Genomic DNA, 17661 nt, shown 5'->3' with positions numbered 1-17661 from the left:
GTGACCGGGCCCGCCACACGGGCCCGGCCGCAGGGCGGAGGCCGGCCGGCCAGGGCCGCCCTCGGGTGCTCGGCGGCTAGTCCTCCCGCTCCACCAGCGTCAGCAGCGTCGCCTCCGGCGGGCATGCGAAGCGCACCGGGGTGTAGCGGCTCGCGCCGCAGCCCGCCGAGACGTGGAGGAAAGAGGTGTTGCCCGACGATTCGTGGGTGGACAGGCCCTTCACGCGGTCCGTGTCCAGGTCGCAGTTCGTGACCAGAGCGCCGTAGAAGGGGATGCACACCTGGCCGCCGTGCGTGTGGCCCGCCAGGATCAGGGGGTAGCCGTCCGCCGTGAACGCGTCCAGGGTGCGCAGGTACGGGGCGTGCACGATCGCCAGGGAGAGGTCCGCGTCCTTCTCCGGGCCGCCCGCGACCCTCTCGTAGCGGTCGCGCTTGATGTGCGGGTCGTCCAGGCCGGTGAACGCCAGCTCGAAGCCCTCCAGCTTGAGGCGGCCGCGGCTGTTGCTCAGACCCACCCACCCCGCCGTGTCGAACGCGTCCCGCAGGTCCTCCCACGGGTTGTGCACCACGCCGACCGCCGGCGGGTTGCCGTTGAGGCCGTGCCGGCCCTGGGCCTTCTCGAAGAGGTAGCGGACCGGGTTGCGGAGGGTGGGGCCGTAGTAGTCGTTGGAGCCGAAGACGTAGACGCCCGGGAAGTCCATCAGCGGGCCGAGCGCGTCCAGGACCTCCGGGACGCCCTGGGGGTCCGAGAGGTTGTCGCCCGTGTTGACGACGAAGTCCGGACGGAGGCCCGCCAGCGACTGGAGCCAGGCGCGCTTCTTGTGCTGGCCGCTCACCATGTGGATGTCGGAGACCTGAAGGACGCGCAGGGGCCGCATGCCCTTCGGCAGGACGGGGACCGTGAGTCGTCGGAGACGGAAGGACCGGGCCTCGAAGCCCGCCGCGTAGGCGATGCCGGCCGCACCGACCGCCGCGATTCCTGCCGTGATTTTCAGGGGGATCCCGTATCGTGCGCGCATCTGCCCATGGTGGCAGATCCTGCCGGTCGCAGAGACGGGTGGGCGGTGGGTACCTCGGCCGTCACTCCCCGCACCGGCAGCGTCAGCAGCAGGCCCAGCGATATCCAGACGTACGTGTTGCTGCCGATGAACCCGTCTATGCCGGTGGCGTCCCAGCTCCACAGCCAGACGACGCTGCTGCACAGCACCACGTAGATCACGGCGGCCCGGCGCAGCAGTCGGCGACGCCGCGGGTTGTCCCGGTCGTGATCGAGGCCCGCGGTGACCAGTACGGCGAGGGCCGGGAACACCCACACCAGATGGTGCACCCAGGTCACCGGGCTGATCAGGCAGGCGGTGAGGCCGGTCAGGGCGAAACCGGCGAGTTCGTTCCCGGCGGCGGCCGCGCGGGTGGACCGGCGGGCCCAGACCGCGAGGATCACCACGACACCGATCGCCCACACCGCGCGGCTGGGGTCGTCCGGTGCCGAGAGCCGGGCGAGAACGCCCTGCCAGGACTGGTTGGAGACGTACGCGAGCGAGCCGACGCGGTCGGTGTTCCACATCGCCTCGGTCCAGTACACACGCGAGGCGTCGGGTGCGATCCACAGGGCGAGGAGCGTGGCGGCGGCGGCGACGCCGGTCGCGGTGGCGGCCGCGCGCCAGCGGCGGGTGATGAGGAGGTAGCCGATGAAGACGGCGGGGGTGAGTTTGATCGCGGCGGCCAGCCCGATGCCGAGACCCGCGTAGCGGGCGCGGCCCGTCGAGAGCAGCCAGGCATCCGTGAGCACGAGCGCCAGCAGCAGCAGATTGACCTGGCCGAAGCTGAAGGTGTCGCGGACCGGTTCCAGCAGGGCGAACAGGCAGAACGCGACGGCGAAGGTGTACCAGCCGCTCCAGCCCTGGCGGCGTACGAGCGCGCCGGCGCACCAGTACAGGACGACGAGCCCGGCCGCGATGTTGCCGAGCACGCTGAGCGCGACCGCGCCGGGCCAGGCGACCAGGGTCATCGGGAGCATGCACACGGCGGCGAACGGGGGATAGGTGAAGCCGTAGTGCGTCCCCGGCACCAGGTAGTCGTAGATACTGCCGCTGTCTCTCCAGTGTTCGACCGTGCCGTAGTAGACGCCGAGGTCGAACCAGTCGCGGTGCAGCGGCACGGTGGCGAGGAACAGCGCCACGGCCGTTGCCAGACCGGCCACCAGCAACACCCGGCCGCGGGTGCTCGTGGGCCACTTGATGCCGCTGGTTCTCTGCTGGACGAGTGTCATGCGGTGCTCCCCAGGGCGTCGGTACGGGAGGCGGTGCGCTGCGCGACGCGGTGGGCGCACCACAGCGTCAGCACCGCGAGCACGCCGCCGAAGGTCGCGAGCGCCACCTGCGGGCCCTGGGGTGCGAACCCGTTGGGCAGTACGGCCAGGGCGAGGACCGCGCTCGCGGCGGCTACCGCCCGGCGTACGGACCGGCCGGGGCCGGCCGCGGCTATCAGGAACAGCCCCCACAGCACGTACCAGGGCCGGATCGCCGGTCCGAGCACGGCCACGGCGGTCAGGCTGAGGCCGAGGGCGTAGACCGGTCGGCGCAGATGGTGGCGGTGCCAGGCGAGCAGTATCGCGAGAGCCGTGGCGGCGAGACCCGCCAAGTGCCATGCAGGAGTGGCGAATTGCGCGAGTCCGCTGCCCGCGCTCTCCAGCAGGGCGCCGGTCACTCGCCCCAGCGAGGAGGTGATCGACCAGTTCTGCGGGGAGACCGGGGTGTCGAGCGCGCCGATCCATCCGTAACCGGTGCCGGTGACGGCGGTTGTCGCGGCCGTGGTGGCGGCGCTGATCCCGAGCACGGCGAGCGTGGCGGTGAGCCGTGGCGCACGGACCGGGGGCGTGAGAACCGACGGCAGACGTACCGATTCCAGGCGCACCGACGGTAGACGTACCGATGGCAGACGAATCCGTGACGCACGAGCCGGTGGCGCACTGCTGCCGAGCTGTCTCGCCCACAGGAGCGCGACGGCGAGCAGCCCCATCGCTGCGGGCGCTTTGACCAGGGCGGCCAGCGTGACCAGGACGACCGCGAGTACGGGCCATCTGCCCAGGGCGGCCACGAGGCCGGCGCCCAGCAGCCCGAGCATGATCGCGTCGTTGTGCGCGCCGCCGACGAGGTGGAGGAGGACGAGCGGGTTGAGCGCGCCGAGCCAGATCGCTGTGGCGGGGTCGGCGCCGCAGTGGCGGGCCAGTACCGGCAGACAGAAGACCATCCCCGCGACCCCCAGCAGCGCCACGAGGCGCATACCGATCACGCCGGCGGACACCTCGGTGTGCGAGAGGTCGTTGATCACCGTCGCGCAGGCGAGGAACAGCGGCCCGTACGGAGTCGGGGTGTGCTGCCACAGCGGCGCCACCTCGTCGTTCAGCGGACCGCCGAGCCGGGAGGGCCCGTGGGTGTACACGTCTATCTGGGCGTCGACCATCGCGCCCTGGGCGAGGTAGCTGTAGACGTCACGGCTGAACAGCGGCGGTGTGAGCAGGAGCGGTGCGGCCCACAGGCCGAGAGTGAGCAGCAGGGTCCGGCGGTCGGGCGGCTGGGGCCCGCGCACCGCCCGCCCCAGCATCGCCCAGGCGGCGACCAGCAGGACGAGCCCGAAGTACGCCCCGACGAGCCCGATCGCGGCGCGGCCCGACTCCGGCGCGAGGACGTCGCGTACGGGCAGCGCGCCGGCGGTCACACCCCCCGCGGCGAGCGCCGCCGAGCCGACCAGTCCGAGGAGTTGGCAGCGGCGGGTGTCGAGGGGGGCGGGGACGAGCGGCATTCGATCAGAGTGCCAACGGGCGGTGTCCGAGAAGCGACGGTGTCCTCGCCGCGGAGCGGCCGCAGTGTGTCGGCCGTATGACGGCGAACGGGGGTACGGCGTCCGGGTACGGCGGCCCGCCAAGACATCGGCCGGGTGAACTCAGTAGGGCGACCGTCACGACGACGGCAAACCCGTACGACGACAACCCCGTACGGCGGCAAACCTGAAGCCCGGCAACCCGTACGGCGGCAAACCCGTACGACACCACACCCGTACGACAGCGAACCCGGAAACCGTGGCCCGCTACTCCCGGCGGGCGTCCTGCTCGCGGCGTAAGGGAGCCTGATGCCCCGCGCGTGATGGCACATACGAACCCAGCGCACCGACCACCACGCCGATCAGCGCGGGGAGTTGCTGTATGAACGCGGACTTGGCGAAAAGCTGTCGGAGTGTTGCTGACGAGGGTCCGGGAAATGCGCGGGCGCGGACTTCGTGGCACCTGCCACACTTGTCCGTATGACCACGCTCAAGTCCAAGCTGCAGGAAGACCTCACCGCGGCGATCCGGGCGCGCGACGAACTGCGCTCCTCCACTCTCCGGCTGACCCTCTCCGCCATCACCAAGGAGGAGGTCTCGGGCAAGACGGCCCGTGAACTCTCCGACGACGAGGTGCAGAAGGTGATCGCCAAGGAGGCGAAGAAGCGCCGCGAGGCCGCCGACGCCTTCGCGCAGGGTGGCCGTGCCGAGCAGGCCGAGCGGGAGAAGGCCGAGGGCGTTCTTCTCGACGCCTACCTGCCGAAGCAGCTGAGCGACGACGAGCTCGCGCAGATCGTGACGCAGGCCGTCGACGAGGCGAAGGCCGCCGGTGCCGAGGGGCCGCGGGCGATGGGTGCCGTCATGAAGATCGTGAACCCGAAGGTGGCGGGCCGCGCCGAGGGCGGCCGGGTCGCCGCCGTGGTGAAGCAGCTGCTCGCGGGCTGAGGCATCGCAGGTGAAATGGAAGAGGGGCCCGGCGCATGCGCCGGGCCCCTCTCCCATGGAGCCATGGAGCCATGGAGCCATGGAGCCATGGAGCCATGGAGCCATGGAGCCATGGAGCCATGGAGCAGTGATGCGAGCGACGTCTACGGGAAGTTGCCTCCGCCGCCGTTCCCGTTGCTCCCGCCGTTCCCCTGACCGCGGTTGTTGCCGCCGCCGATCAGGTCCGGCGGGAGTGAGATACCGGGGAAGGGATTCTGCCCGCCGTTCCCGCCGTCCCCGCCGCCGCCGTTGCCCTGGCCGCGCTGGTCGCCGGGCTTGTCGTCCGGCTTGCCGGGCTTCTCCGGCGCCTTCGGCGCGTCCGGGATCGGCACTCTGTTGAACGGCGGTGCTTCCTGCCCGTCCAGCGCACCCGTCATCGCGTCCCGCCAGATCGGTCCGGGGACCTGACCGCCGAAGACCTTGCCGTACGTGGTGCCGCCGATGCGGATGTTCTCCATCTTCACCTGCTGGCTCGGGCTGCCGACCCAGACGGCTCCGGAGAGGTTCGGCGTGTAGCCGACGAACCAGGCGTTGCGCCGCTCGTCCGTCGTACCGGTCTTGCCCGCGTTGTCGCGGCTCTGCAGGCCGGCTTCCTGGCCCGTACCGGAGTCGATCACACCGCGCAGCAGCTCGTTGATCGTGTCAGCCGTCCGCTCGGTCATCGCCTTCTCGCAGGTGCTCTTGGGCACCTCCAGGCTCTTGTTGTCGGCCGTGCGGATCGACTCGATCGCGGTCGGCGTGCAATAGGTGCCACGGTTGGCGAAGGTCGCGTACGCGCTCGCCATCACCAGCGGGGAGATACCGGTCGAGCCCAGGGTGAGCGGCGACGGCGACACCGGCAGCTTCGCTCCGTTGCCCTGGACGACACCGAGCTTGTCGGTCATCTCCACGACGGGGCAGAGCCCGATGTCTCCTATCATCTGCACGAAGTAGGTGTTGACCGACTTCGCCATCGCTTCCTTGAGCGCGTACGGGCCGACCTCGGACTCGTTCTCGTTCTCCAGGTTGAAGCCCTGGTTACGCCACGGCTTGTCGGTGCACGTGGGGATCGAGTCGGGGTACGGCATCTTGAACGGCGCCGGGTACGACTGCGTCGGCGGCTTGCCCTGCTCCAGGGCCGCGGCCGCCACGAACGGCTTGAAGGTCGAACCGACCGGGAAGCCGAAGTTCGAGCCGCCCATCTTCTGGTCGACCGAGTAGTTGATCTGCGTCTCGTGCTTGTCGAAGCCGTACGGCCGCGACTGGCCCATCGCGAGGATCTTGCCCGTGCCGGGCTGGACCATCGTCACGGCGGTGGCGACGTCGTCCGTCTGGTAGACGTGGTCCTTGATCGACTCCTGCGTCGACTGCTGGGCGCGCGGGTCCAGAGTCGTCCGGATGGTGAGGCCGCCCTGGTTCCAGACCTTGGCCCGGGCCTCCTTGGTCTTGCCGAAGACCGGGTCGGACAGGAAGACCTCGCGTACGTAGTCACAGAAGAAGCCGGCGCCGCTGACGGCGGTGATGCAGCCGTTCTTCGGCTTGCTGACCTTGAGCTTGACCGGGATGGCCTTCGCCCGGTCCGCCTCGCTCTGCGAGATGTCGTGCACCTCGGCCATGCGCTGGAGCACGGTGTTGCGGCGCTTGGTCGCCTCTTCCGCGTCGTTGACCGGGTCGTAGCGGCTGGGGGACTGCACGATGCCCGCGAGCATCGCCGCCTCCTCCAGCTGCAGGTCCTTGGCCTGCTTGGAGAAGTAGCGCTGCGAGGCGGCCTCGATGCCGTACGCCTGCTGGCCGAAGAAGGTGATGTTGAGATAGTTCTCCAGGATCTTCTTCTTGCCGAGCTCTTCCTCGACCTGGATCGCGTACTTCAGTTCCTGGATCTTGCGGCCGATCGTCTGCTGGGTGGCCTGGGCGACCTTGTCGGGGTCGTCGCCGGCCTCCTCCACGAAGACGTTCTTCACGTACTGCTGGGTCAGCGTCGAAGCGCCCTGGGCGACCCCGCCGGACTGGGCGTTGCGGTTGAGCGCGCGCAGGACACCCTTGAGGTCGATCGCGCCGTGCTCGTAGAAGCGCGAGTCCTCGATGGCGACGATCGCCTTCTGCATGTACGGCGAGATGTCCTTGAGCGACACGACCGTGCGGTCACGCGAGTACACCGTGGCGATCTGGCCGCCCTTCGCGTCCAGGATCGTGGTGCGCTGGCTGAGCGGGGGAGTCTTCAGATTGGCGGGGATCTCGTCGAAACCCTTGACCGTTCCCTTGGCCGCAAGTCCCAGCGCTCCGGCGGCGGGCAGGGCGATGCCCGCCAGCACCGCTCCCGCGAGCACACTGACACCGAGGAACTTGGCGGCCTGCTGGGTCCCGGTCAGACCTCCGCCCGAGCGCTTCTTTGGCATGAGGGCAGCCTAATCCGTTGGTACGGGTGTTCCGTAGGAGCAGGGGCTTCCGGGGGCGTACGCGTACCAGACCGTGACATCCGCTACGGGGGACCGGCACGAGCCGCACCGGTGCGGCCTCGTCGACCGCATGATCGGTTCGGCTCCATCACTGCCGGGTTCCACCGCTGCCAGGTTCCATCACTGCCAGGATCACCGCTGCCCGGCTCCACGATCGCGCGGCGAACGCAGCGTCTGCCCGGAACGTGACGGCACAGCAACCTCCGCTGCCTCCGTTGTCATTCACCGGACACGCGGACAGGCCTTGGCCTAAGCTGCTCTCAACTGTCACAACAGTGTGGTCTCACATCAAGTCCTCCTCAGAATCCCGCAGTACCGGAATCTGATAGTCCGTGTCCGATTCCACCTCATGCGTCATTCGGCGCCCGTTGTGACTCCCCTGGAATACCCCGGTTTGCCCGGGATGATCACGTATGCCCCCAGCTCACTCCCCTGGGTGATCTGCCGCGTACGCATAGTCCGTTCGGGCCATTCAAGATTGGGCCCGAAGGGGGTGTTGCGCTGTGCCCACCTTCCGTAACGTCCTCAACTGGCAGCGGTGAATATGCCGCTGCCGCCGTGGGGGAGCCTCGATTCGGGAGAGGACGGCGCCGGCATGGGCTGGGTAACCGACTGGAGTGCGCAGGCAGCCTGCCGCACTACCGATCCGGATGAACTGTTCGTACAAGGGGCAGCGCAGAACAGGGCCAAGGCGGTGTGCACCGGATGTCCGGTGCGGACCGAGTGCCTGGCCGATGCGCTCGACAACCGCGTGGAGTTCGGCGTGTGGGGCGGAATGACCGAACGGGAGCGGCGTGCACTACTGCGCCGACGACCAACGGTCACGTCCTGGCGCAGACTGCTCGAGACCGCTCGCACCGAGTACGAGCGCAGCGCGGGCATCCTGCCCGTGGGCCTCGACGACGACGAGACGTACGAGACGTACGCGGCGGCGGGATAACCGCTGAGGGATAAGCGCGCGGCGGGACAGCCGCATTGGGACAACCGCGGTGAGACAGCCGCTGTTGGATGTGCCGAGGTGGGACAGCCACCACGGAGACAGCCGAGGTGGGACAGCCACCGCGGCGGCGGGACGCCCGCCGCCGTTCACCGAGCTCCGGCGGCACCTCCGGTCGCGAGCCGGTCGCCGATGGCCCGCAGCCCTGCGAGGTCGTGGACATCGCCGGGCAGGGCGGCGACCTGCGTCACCGCCACCTCGGGGTGGAGTGCTGTGAAGCGGTCGCGCGTTCGCTGTTCACGCGCGAGGACCTGCATCCGTTCGGCGTGCAGGCGCAGCAATCCGGCTGTCAGCTGATCGGCGGTGTGCTGGTCGGAACCGGTGGAGCCGGTGGGGTCCGCGGATCCGGACTGTTCTGCGGGGTCGGCACCGTCCGGGGCGCCGGCGTGTTCCGTCGGGTCGGTGTGCTCCGCGGGGTCGCGATTCTCGGGAGAGTGGTTCACGGACGGGGATTCGGGGGAGGCGCCCGTGGCGTCACGAACACCAGTCTTCCCGGACGTCTGATCCACAATGCGACCCTCGTCAAGATTTTCTGCGGCGGCAAGCGCCCGCTCGGCCGACAGCCGGGCGGCGCCGCTCTCGTGGACCCGGTTGAGAACCAGACCCGCCAGCGGCATCTCCTCCGCGGCCAGCCGCTCCACGAAGTACGCGGCCTCCCGCAGGGCGTCCCGCTCGGGTGCCGCCACCACGAGGAAGGCGGTCCCGGGTGCCTGAAGGAGCCGGTAGGTGGCATCGGCCCGGGTGCGGAAACCCCCGAACATCGTGTCCATCGCGGCCACGAACGTCTGCACGTCGCGCAGCAGCTGACCCCCCAGCAGCTTGCCCAGCGTCCCGGTCATCATCGACATGCCGACATTGAGGAACTTCATCCCCGCCCGGCCGCCCATCTTCGCCGGAGCCATCAGCAGCTTGATGAACTTGCCGTCCAGGAACGACCCGAGCCGCTTCGGCGCGTCCAGGAAGTCGAGCGCGGAACGGGAGGGCGGGGTGTCGACGACGATGAGGTCCCAGTCCTCGCGGGCACGCAGCTGGCCCAGCTTCTCCATCGCCATGTACTCCTGCGTACCGGCGAAACCGGCCGACAGGGACTGGTAGAAGGGGTTCTCCAGGATCGCCCGGGCGCGCTCGGAGTCCGCGTGCGCCTCGACGATCTCGTCGAAGGTCCGCTTCATGTCGAGCATCATGGCGTGCAGTTCGCCGCCGGCGGTGTCGTCGATGCCCTTCACCCGGCGCGGCACGTTGTCCAGGGAGTCGATGCCCATGGACTGGGCGAGCCTGCGCGCCGGGTCGATGGTGAGGACGACGACCCGCCGGCCACGCTCCGCCGCGCGTACGCCGAGGGCCGCGGCGGTGGTCGTCTTGCCGACACCGCCCGAGCCGCAGCACACGATGATGCGGGTGGCCGGATCGTCGATGAGCGGGTCGACTTCGAGAGGCGCCGACGCGTCCAGGGTCATGAGCCGATCCCTTGCTTCCGCAGTTCCTTCGACAGTCGGTAGAGCCCGGCGAGGTCGACCCCTTCGCTGAGCAGGGGGAGTTCGTACGAGGGCAGTCCCAGGCCGCCCAGCAGGGACCGCTGCTCGCGCTCCAGCTCGACGCGCTGCGCGTGGTCGGCCGCCTGTTCCAGCAGGGGGGCGACGAGTGTCGTACCGCCGCTCACACCGGCCGCCGTGAGGGTCCTGGCGATCTCCGCGCGCCGGTCGTCCGCCGCATGGCGGACCGCTTCCTCGTCGAGGAGGTGCGGGCGCACCATGTTCACGATCACCCGGCCGACGGGCAGCTCGGCGGCGCGCAGCTCGGCGACGCCGTCCGCGGTCTCCTGGACCGGCATCTCCTCGAGCAGGGTCACCAGGTGGACCGCCGTCTCGGGGGACTTCAGCACCCGCATGACGGCCTGGGCCTGATTGTGTATCGGGCCGAACTTCGCGAGGCCCGCCACCTCGTCGTTCACGTTGAGGAAGCGGGTGATGCGTCCGGTGGGCGGGGCGTCCATCACCACGTAGTCGTAGGTGTAATCACCCTGCTTCGTCCTGCGGCGCACGGCCTCGCAGGCCTTGCCGGTCAGCAGGACGTCCCGTACCCCGGGGGCGATGGTGGTGGCGAAGTCGATCGCGCCGAGCTTTTTGAGGGCGCGTCCGGCGCTGCCGAGTTTGTAGAACATCTGGAGGTAGTCGAGGAGGGCGCGCTCGGCGTCGATGGCCAGGGCGTACACCTCCCCACCGCCGGATGCGACGGCGATCTTCCGTTCCTCGTACGGAAGCGCCTCCGTCTCGAAAAGTTGCGCGATGCCCTGCCTGCCCTCCACCTCGACGAGGAGGGTCCGCTTTCCCTCCGTCGCGAGGGCGAGCGCGAGGGCGGCGGCGACCGTCGTCTTACCGGTACCGCCCTTGCCGCTGACGACCTGGAGCCTGCTCACGTATTCGAGCCTAACCAGTAAGGCCCCGGGCTACGCACGAGGCGGTGTGCGGGCTGCGTCACGGGGTGAGGGCCGGGTGCGGCTACAGTCGGCCCATGACCAAGTGGGAATACGCGACCGTGCCCCTTCTCGTGCACGCGACCAAGCAGATTCTGGACACCTGGGGCGAGGACGGGTGGGAGCTCGTCCAGGTCGTTCCCGGACCGAACAACCCCGAGCAGCTCGTGGCGTACCTGAAGCGGGAGAAGAGTTCATGACGGGCGTCGTCGAGGCGCGCCTGGCGGAGCTCGGCCTGACGCTCCCGGACGTCGTGCCGCCGCTGGCCGCCTACCAGCCGGCCGTGATCACGGGTGCGTACGTCTACACCGCCGGCCAGCTGCCGATGGTCGACGGGAAGCTCCCGGTCACCGGCAAGGTGGGCGGTGAGGTCACCCCCGAGGAGGCCAAGCAGCTCGCGCGCATCTGCGCCCTGAACGCCCTGGCGGCCGTGAAGTCCGTCGTCGGCGATCTGGACCGGGTCGCCCGTGTGGTGAAGGTGGTCGGCTTCGTGGCCTCCGCCGCGGACTTCACCGGCCAGCCCGCCGTGCTGAACGGCGCGAGCGAGCTGCTGGGCGAGGTGTTCGGCGACAAGGGCGTGCACGCGCGCAGCGCGGTGGGCGTCGCGGTGCTGCCGCTGGACGCGCCGGTCGAGGTCGAGCTCCAGGTGGAGCTTCTCCAGAGCTGAGGCCGGGGAGCCGCGGTCCGGGAGCCGAGGACGGGAAGCTGAGGCCGGGGACCGAGGTCCGGGAGCCGGCCGCCTGCGGCCCGGATGAGGTCTCCCGGGCCCTTCACGCTCCCGCAGGCCGCCCGCTCCGGCTCCACGTCCGTCGCGCCTCCCGTTTCCGTACGCCGCCCGTTTCCGTACGCCTCCACTTCCCGCACGCTTCACGCGTACCGGCGCCCCCTCCGGGACTGAACCGCCGGACAGCGCGCAGATGGCCCCGCGCCCGCCGTTCGTCGGGGGGCCGGGGCCTGACCCATGTGGGGTAAACGCGTGCACCGCTCTTGACGTGAACGCGTCGACGGGTGTGCCCTGTTCACGGTTAGGAACGTTTCCTAACGATCTGAACGTGGGAGGATCCGTGGCACCAACCCCCCGCCGCCGATCGCGCAGCGCGATCGGCGTCCTCGTGGCCGCGGCCACAGCAGCGTTAACCGTGGCCCTGCCGGCCCCGAGCACCGCCCAGCCCGTGACCGGCTCCGCGGCGCGGCCAGGGAGCGTCGAGGCCGACCCCGTCCGGTACGAGGCCGAGTCCGGGACCATCTCGCAGGGCCTGGCCGAGTCCAACCACGCCGGTCACTCCGGCACCGGCTTCGTCAACTACACCAACGTCGCCGGCGGCTTCGTGGAGTTCACGGTGAACGCCCCCACCGCCGGGAGCGCCACCCTGGCCCTCGGTTTCGCCAACGGCACCACCGGGAACCGCCCGCTGGACATCTCCGTCAACGGCGCCGCCCCCACCAGCCTCGCCTTCCAGCCCACCGGCGCCTGGACCACCTGGTCCGCCGTGACCACCACGGTGACCCTGAAGGCGGGCGCCAACACCGTCCGGGCGACGGCCACAGCACCGGAGGGCGGCCCGAACCTCGACTACATCGACGTCACACCGGCCGACGGCCCCGCGGGCACTGACCACGAGGCGGAGGCCGGGACGATCTCCCAGGGCGCCGTCGAGTCCAATCACGCCGGCCATTCCGGCACCGGCTTCGTCAACTACCAGGCCGTGACGGGCGCGTACGTCGAGTTCACCGTCGACTCGGCGCAGGCGTCGGCCGCCCGGCTCGACTTCCGTTACGCCAACGGCACCGCGACCGACCGGCCCCTCGACGTCACGGTCAACGGCACCTCCGTCGCGGACAACCTCGCCTTCCCCGGCACGGGCGCCTGGACCACCTGGAAGACGGCGACCGCCACCGCGAACCTCAAGGCCGGCAGCAACACGGTCCGTGCCACCACCGCCGCCGACGACGGGCCCAACCTGGACAAGCTCACCGTCACCGCGAGCGGCCCCGCCGACACCGAGAAGCCGAGTTCGCCCGGCGATCTGCGCAAGGACAAGGAGCCCACGGCCTCCACCGTCTCGCTGGCCTGGAACGCCTCCACCGACAACGTCGGCGTCGTGGGCTACGACATCTACCAGCACGGCCAGCTGATGAAGCAGGTCGACGGGAACACCCTGGCCGCCACCGTGGACGGCCTCGACCCGGAGACCACGTACGACTGGACAGTCTTCGCCCGGGACGCCGCCGCGAACGTCTCGGTCGCCGGCAATGCCGTCACCATCGCGACACTGCCCGCCCCGCCGGACGGCGAGGCGCCCAGCGTCCCCGGCAACCTGCGCTCCACCGGCCGCACCGCGAGCAGCGTCGACCTCGCATGGAACGCCTCCACGGACAATGTGAAGGTCACCGGGTACGAGATCCACCGCGACGGCGCGCTCGCCGGCACCGCCGACTCCACCTCGACCACCGTCGCCGGTCTGGCCGCCAACACCGCGTACCGGTTCAAGGTCAGGGCCTTCGACCTCAAGGGCAACAAGTCCGCGTTCGGTCCGGAGATCACCGTCTCCACCGCCGGCACCCAGCCCGGTGGCGTCCCCGACCCGGGCGCCGTCTCCACCCTCGCCTCGGGCGTGGACGTGGCCTGGGGACTCGCGTTCCTGCCGGACGGCGCGGGCATCTTCACCGAGCGCAACACCTTCAACGTCCACCGGCTCACCAAGTCGGGCCAGAAGACCCTGCTCGGCAAGGTCCCCAACTCGCAGACCACCGGCGGTGAGGGTGGCCTGATGGGCGTCGAGGTCAGCCCGACCTTCGCGACCGACCACTTCGTGTACTTCCTGCACACCTCGACCGACGGCAACCGCATCGCGCGCATGAAGCTGGAGAACAACGCGCTCAGCGGTTACACCGTGCTGCTCGGCGGCATGGAGGAGAGCCGTTTCCACAACGGCGGCCGGCTGCGCTTCGGCCCGGACGGCAAGCTCTACGCCTCCATGGGCGATGCCCAGAGCAGCAGCCGGGCGCAGGACAAGAACTCGCTCAACGGCAAGATCCTGCGCATCAACCAGGACGGCAGCATTCCGTCGGACAACCCCTTCGGCAACGCCGTCTGGTCGATGGGCCACCGCAATCCGCAGGGCCTGGACTTCGACTCCAAGGGCCGTCTGTGGCAGGCCGAGTTCGGCAACAGCAACATGGACGAGGTCAACCTCATCCAGCGGGGCGGTAACTACGGCTGGCCCGACTGTGAGGGCACGAGCGGAAGTTGCACCGGCTTCACCGCCCCCAAGAAGACATGGCCGACCAACCAGGCCTCTCCCAGCGGGCTGACGATCATCAACGACCACGTCTTCGTCGCCACGACCGTCGGACAGCGCGTCTACCGCCTGCGGATCGATGCCTCGTCGAATCTGATCGAGCAGAAGACGTACTTCCAGAGCACCTACAACCGGCTGCGCACGGTCGAGGTCGACCACGACGGCGACATCTGGCTCACCACGTCGACCGACAAGGACGGCACCAGCAACAACGACCGGATTCTGCTGATCGACATCGTGTACTCGGGCGGGCGCCGCAGCCCGGTGCCTTCGAGCTGACCAGCGGCGCGTTCCACGATGACGCGACCGTTCCTGGCCCGGTTCACCCGGGCCGGTGGCGGGACGGCGGGCCAGGACCCGTCGCCGCCGGCCTGGGCGCGGGCGCGGCCGGAAGCCATGCGGTCGTGTCCGCGGATGTCGCGGACAGCGCTCCACCCATCCGTACACCGTCACGCTGTACGCGGTGAGTCGGCGACCGTGCCGGGACGCAGCTCCGGCTCGTCGGCGGCCCGGATCGAGGCGGCGATCAAGATCGCGAGCACGGCGACGTGAAGTTGCGCGGCAACTCGAACGCAGGGACCTGGACAACCCGGACACCTGCGGGCGGGGGCGAGGGCGGCCGGTGATGACCGGCCGCCCCTCGAACATCCGCGCGCGAACGCATAGCATCCGCCCATGCCCAATGGTCAGTGGTACCCGCCGGAGTGGCCGGACCGCATTCGCGCGCTCGCGAGCGGTGAGCTCACCGTCGTGCCGCCGAAACGGGCCGCGACCGTCATGCTGCTGCGGGACGGGGACGACGGCCCTGCCGTGCACATGCTGCGCCGACGCGTCTCCATGGCCTTCGCCGGCGGCGCGTACGCCTATCCGGGTGGCGGCGTCGACGCACGCGACTCACGGCCGGTCCGCTGGACGGGTCCCTCGCTGCGGGACTGGGCCGGCCGGCTCGGTCTCGACGAGGCCTCCGCGCAGGCCGTCGTGTGCGCCGCGGTCAGGGAGACGTACGAGGAGGCGGGCGTGCTGCTCGCCGGCCGCACCCCGGACACCGTCGTCAGCGACACCACGGGCGACGACTGGGAGATGGACCGGCAGGCGCTGGTCGACCGTGAGCTGTCCTTCGCGGACTTCCTGGACCGGCGCGGCCTGGTGCTGCGCTCCGATCTCCTGGCCGCGTGGGCGCGCTGGATCACCCCGGAGTTCGAGCCGCGCCGCTACGACACCTGGTTCTTCGTGGCCGCCCTGCCCGAGGGGCAGCGGACCCGGAACGCGTCGACGGAGGCGGACCGCACGGTCTGGATCCGGCCCGCCGAGGCGGCGGCGGGCTACGACCGAGGCGAGCTGCTGATGATGCCGCCGACCGTGTCGACCCTGCGTGCCCTGGAGCGGTGCGGCAGCGCCGCCGACGCCCTCGCGGCGGCACGGCAGCAGGACATGGCGCCCGTCCTCGCGACGGCGGAGCTGGTGGACGGCGAGCTGGTGCTGAGCTGGCCCGGCCACGGCGAGTTCACCAAGCGCATCGCTCCCGGAGGCCCACGATGACCGACGCGGCCGCGCTGCCCGGGCAGCCTCGCGGCGGTGTGCTCTCCGGACCCGCCACCGCACGGGCCGTCAACGTCCTCGCGCCCAACGCCTCCGCGATGACGCTCGACGGCACGAACACCTGGATCGTCTCCGAGCCGGACTCCGAGCTCGCGGTCGTCATCGACCCCGGACCGCTCGACGACACCCACCTGAGGCATGTCGTCGACACCGCGGAGAAGGCCGGCAAGCGCGTCGCGCTGACCCTCCTCACCCACGGCCATCCCGACCACGCCGAGGGTGCCGGACGCTTCGCCGAGCTGACGGGCACGAAGGTCCGGGCGCTCGACCCGGCCCTGCGGCTCGGCGACGAGGGGCTGACGCCGGGGAACGTCATCCGCGTCGGCGGCCTGGAGATGCTGGTCGTCGCCGCTCCCGGGCACACCGCGGACTCGCTCTGCTTCCATCTGCCGGCCGACCGAGCCGTGCTGACCGGGGACACGGTCCTCGGGCGTGGCACGACGGTGGTGGCCCATCCCGACGGACGGCTCGGCGACTATCTCGACTCGCTGCGCCGGCTACGGTCCCTGACCGTCGACGACGGGGTGCACACCGTTCTGCCGGGCCACGGTCCGGTCCTGGACGACGCCCAGGGGGTCGTCGAGTTCTATCTGGCCCACCGCGCCCACCGGCTCGCCCAGGTGGAGACGGCGGTCGAGAACGGCCACCGAACCCCCGCCGAGGTGGTGGCGCACGTGTACGCGGACGTCGACCGGTCCCTGTGGCCGGCGGCCGAGCTGTCGGTGCGCGCACAGCTGGAGTACCTGCGCGAACACGGCCTGATCTGACGGCTGGCGTACTCACGTCCCCGGCCTGATCCGGTGGCCCTGCGCACTCGCGTCCCCGGCCTGATCCGGGCGGCCCGCGGCACTCGCGCCCCTGAACGGAAACCGCCGACGTGCCCCCAGGCGTCGGAGGCGTTGACCTGTGTCTTACGCTCCGCCTACTTCTGACATTCGTTTCCTGGGGGGAACCGACGTGTTCGTGCTTTTCGTGCTGCTCGTCATCGCTGCCGCCGTCCTGTTCTTCGTCGGCCGCAGCCAGGACCGCACCGGGCTCAGGCTCGGCGCGCTGGGGGCGCTCCTGGCCGGCCTGTTCGCGGGCACAGCGAGCTGTGTGCACGTCGTCAGCGCCTACGAGGTGGGCGTCCCGGTCACCTTCGGCAAGGTCGGTTCGCCGATGACATCGGGGCTGAACATCACCTCGCCGTTCACCGACGTCACCACCTTCTCGACCCGTCCCGTCGACCTCAATCTCTCCGACAAGGACGTCGTCGAGGTGCGGTCCTCGCAGGGCGGCGTGATGTACGTGGAACTCACCGTGAAGTGGGCGGTGACCCCGGCCGAGGCCGTCGAGCTGTACCGGCTGGCCGGCAGCGAGGACTCCATCCAGCAGCGGCTGGTCTTCCCGGACAGCCGGGAGATCATCCGCAACGTCTTCGCCCGGCACACCAGCGAGGAGGGCTACACCTCCGCCCGCGAGCAGATCAACACCGAGATCGGCGACCTGATCAAGGAGCGGCTGGCCCCGCGCGGCATCGACGTCACCACGGTCAATCTGCGCAATGTGAAGCCCTCCGACCGGCTTCAGGACCAGATCGACCGCAAGATCCAGCAGCAACAGGCCACCGAGCGGGCCACCGAGGCGGCCCGTACGGCGAAGGCGGAGGCCGAGCGCCGCAGGATCGAGGCCGAGGGCATCGCCCAGGCCAACAAGATTCTCAACAACTCGCTCAGCGACAAGGTCCTGATGAACCAGTGCATCGACGCGTTCAAGGACGCGGCGGCCAAGCACCCGGTGTACGCCGTGCCGTGCGGCGGCGGGACGGGCAATCCGCTGATCGTGGACGGTACGAAGAACTGACGGGGCCGGGAGCGGACGTACAGGTCCGCCCCGGTTCGAAGGCGGGCGACGGCACCCGCAGGGCCGCCGCCCCGTGCGCCCGGAGCCGGCCAAGCGCATAGCGCGGGCCCGTGCACCGGATCGCGCGGGACCGACGTACGCGAAGGGCCGCCCCCGCGTGTTGTCGTCTGGCCCGGGGTGGCTGCGACAACGTGGATCTTTCCGCTTGTGG

At 70.3% G+C, this 17661-nt stretch carries 14 protein-coding genes; 8 read left to right on the top strand and 6 right to left on the bottom strand.

Annotated elements, in window-relative coordinates; translation table 11 throughout:
• Window positions 1–76: 76 nt before the first annotated feature.
• From ABTX78_RS31885 to mptB, 3 genes are read right to left on the bottom strand one after another with little or no spacing between them, the layout of a single operon-like run.
• A complete protein-coding gene (locus ABTX78_RS31885) occupies window positions 77–1018 on the bottom strand; it encodes a metallophosphoesterase (RefSeq protein ID WP_352210261.1) in 942 nt (313 codons plus the stop codon).
• On the bottom strand, window positions 991–2268 hold the full coding sequence (locus ABTX78_RS31880; RefSeq protein ID WP_502994024.1) for a glycosyltransferase 87 family protein: 1278 nt from the start codon (window positions 2266–2268) through the stop codon (window positions 991–993). The genes ABTX78_RS31885 and ABTX78_RS31880 overlap by 28 nt, the downstream gene beginning before the upstream one ends.
• On the bottom strand, window positions 2265–3800 hold the full coding sequence (mptB, locus tag ABTX78_RS31875) for a polyprenol phosphomannose-dependent alpha 1,6 mannosyltransferase MptB (RefSeq protein WP_352210260.1): 1536 nt from the start codon (window positions 3798–3800) through the stop codon (window positions 2265–2267). The genes ABTX78_RS31880 and mptB overlap by 4 nt, the downstream gene beginning before the upstream one ends.
• 498 nt (window positions 3801–4298) lie before the next feature.
• Here mptB and ABTX78_RS31870 point away from each other — a divergent pair, with 498 nt between their 5' ends.
• Complete coding sequence (locus ABTX78_RS31870) at window positions 4299–4763, top strand: GatB/YqeY domain-containing protein (RefSeq protein ID WP_352210259.1); 465 nt, start codon at window positions 4299–4301, stop codon at window positions 4761–4763.
• 143 nt (window positions 4764–4906) lie between these two features.
• On the opposite strand, the gene ABTX78_RS31865 is transcribed toward ABTX78_RS31870, so the two are convergent.
• The gene (locus ABTX78_RS31865; RefSeq protein WP_352210258.1) at window positions 4907–7177 is read right to left on the bottom strand and encodes a transglycosylase domain-containing protein; all 2271 of its coding nucleotides are present in this window, start codon (window positions 7175–7177) and stop codon (window positions 4907–4909) included.
• 655 nt (window positions 7178–7832) lie between these two features.
• On the opposite strand from ABTX78_RS31865, the gene ABTX78_RS31860 reads away from it, so the two are divergent.
• Window positions 7833–8177 carry a WhiB family transcriptional regulator gene (locus ABTX78_RS31860; RefSeq protein WP_327681873.1) on the top strand — a complete coding sequence of 115 codons (345 nt, stop codon included), beginning with the start codon at window positions 7833–7835 and terminating at the stop codon, window positions 8175–8177.
• Between the two features lie 146 nt (window positions 8178–8323).
• Here ABTX78_RS31860 and bagB read toward each other — a convergent pair whose 3' ends face one another.
• Complete coding sequence (bagB, locus tag ABTX78_RS31855; protein ID WP_352210257.1) at window positions 8324–9691, bottom strand: ATPase BagB; 1368 nt, start codon at window positions 9689–9691, stop codon at window positions 8324–8326.
• Window positions 9688–10650 carry an ATPase BagA gene (gene bagA, locus ABTX78_RS31850; protein ID WP_352210256.1) on the bottom strand — a complete coding sequence of 321 codons (963 nt, stop codon included), beginning with the start codon at window positions 10648–10650 and terminating at the stop codon, window positions 9688–9690. The genes bagB and bagA overlap by 4 nt, the downstream gene beginning before the upstream one ends.
• A gap of 95 nt (window positions 10651–10745) precedes the next feature.
• On the opposite strand from bagA, the gene sp36 reads away from it, so the two are divergent.
• The 6 genes from sp36 to ABTX78_RS31820 all read left to right on the top strand — a co-directional run bounded on the left by sp36 (window position 10746) and on the right by ABTX78_RS31820 (window position 17450).
• Window positions 10746–10907, top strand: a complete 162-nt coding sequence (gene sp36 / locus ABTX78_RS31845) for a Sp36 family protein (protein ID WP_005314434.1) — start codon at window positions 10746–10748, stop codon at window positions 10905–10907.
• On the top strand, window positions 10904–11374 hold the full coding sequence (locus ABTX78_RS31840; protein WP_352210255.1) for a RidA family protein: 471 nt from the start codon (window positions 10904–10906) through the stop codon (window positions 11372–11374). Before sp36 ends, ABTX78_RS31840 begins: the two co-directional genes overlap by 4 nt.
• Before the next feature lie 505 nt (window positions 11375–11879).
• Complete coding sequence (locus ABTX78_RS31835) at window positions 11880–14288, top strand: PQQ-dependent sugar dehydrogenase (RefSeq protein WP_352210254.1); 2409 nt, start codon at window positions 11880–11882, stop codon at window positions 14286–14288.
• A 396-nt stretch (window positions 14289–14684) separates the two neighbouring features.
• Window positions 14685–15548 (top strand): NUDIX hydrolase, encoded by an 864-nt coding sequence (locus ABTX78_RS31830; RefSeq protein WP_352210253.1) that lies wholly within the window; start codon window positions 14685–14687, stop codon window positions 15546–15548.
• A complete protein-coding gene (locus ABTX78_RS31825; RefSeq protein ID WP_352210252.1) occupies window positions 15545–16375 on the top strand; it encodes an MBL fold metallo-hydrolase in 831 nt (276 codons plus the stop codon). Before ABTX78_RS31830 ends, ABTX78_RS31825 begins: the two co-directional genes overlap by 4 nt.
• Window positions 16376–16565: 190 nt before the next feature.
• The gene (locus ABTX78_RS31820; RefSeq protein WP_352210251.1) at window positions 16566–17450 is read left to right on the top strand and encodes a prohibitin family protein; all 885 of its coding nucleotides are present in this window, start codon (window positions 16566–16568) and stop codon (window positions 17448–17450) included.
• Window positions 17451–17661: the final 211 nt, after the last annotated feature.

Source organism: Streptomyces sp. NPDC096193 (assembly GCF_040302905.1).
Lineage (GTDB): Bacteria > Actinomycetota > Actinomycetes > Streptomycetales > Streptomycetaceae > Streptomyces.
This window is presented reverse-complemented; position numbering and strand designations above follow the sequence as displayed.

Coding starts and splice junctions, on each gene's coding strand:
- ABTX78_RS31885 (WP_352210261.1), bottom strand. CDS start 1,018: ATGCGCGCACGATACGGGATCCCCCTGAAAATCACGGCAGGAATCGCG.
- ABTX78_RS31880 (WP_502994024.1), bottom strand. CDS start 2,268: ATGACACTCGTCCAGCAGAGAACCAGCGGCATCAAGTGGCCCACGAGC.
- mptB (WP_352210260.1), bottom strand. CDS start 3,800: ATGCCGCTCGTCCCCGCCCCCCTCGACACCCGCCGCTGCCAACTCCTC.
- ABTX78_RS31870 (WP_352210259.1), top strand. CDS start 4,299: ATGACCACGCTCAAGTCCAAGCTGCAGGAAGACCTCACCGCGGCGATC.
- ABTX78_RS31865 (WP_352210258.1), bottom strand. CDS start 7,177: ATGCCAAAGAAGCGCTCGGGCGGAGGTCTGACCGGGACCCAGCAGGCC.
- ABTX78_RS31860 (WP_327681873.1), top strand. CDS start 7,833: ATGGGCTGGGTAACCGACTGGAGTGCGCAGGCAGCCTGCCGCACTACC.
- bagB (WP_352210257.1), bottom strand. CDS start 9,691: ATGACCCTGGACGCGTCGGCGCCTCTCGAAGTCGACCCGCTCATCGAC.
- sp36 (WP_005314434.1), top strand. CDS start 10,746: ATGACCAAGTGGGAATACGCGACCGTGCCCCTTCTCGTGCACGCGACC.
- ABTX78_RS31840 (WP_352210255.1), top strand. CDS start 10,904: ATGACGGGCGTCGTCGAGGCGCGCCTGGCGGAGCTCGGCCTGACGCTC.
- ABTX78_RS31830 (WP_352210253.1), top strand. CDS start 14,685: ATGCCCAATGGTCAGTGGTACCCGCCGGAGTGGCCGGACCGCATTCGC.
- ABTX78_RS31825 (WP_352210252.1), top strand. CDS start 15,545: ATGACCGACGCGGCCGCGCTGCCCGGGCAGCCTCGCGGCGGTGTGCTC.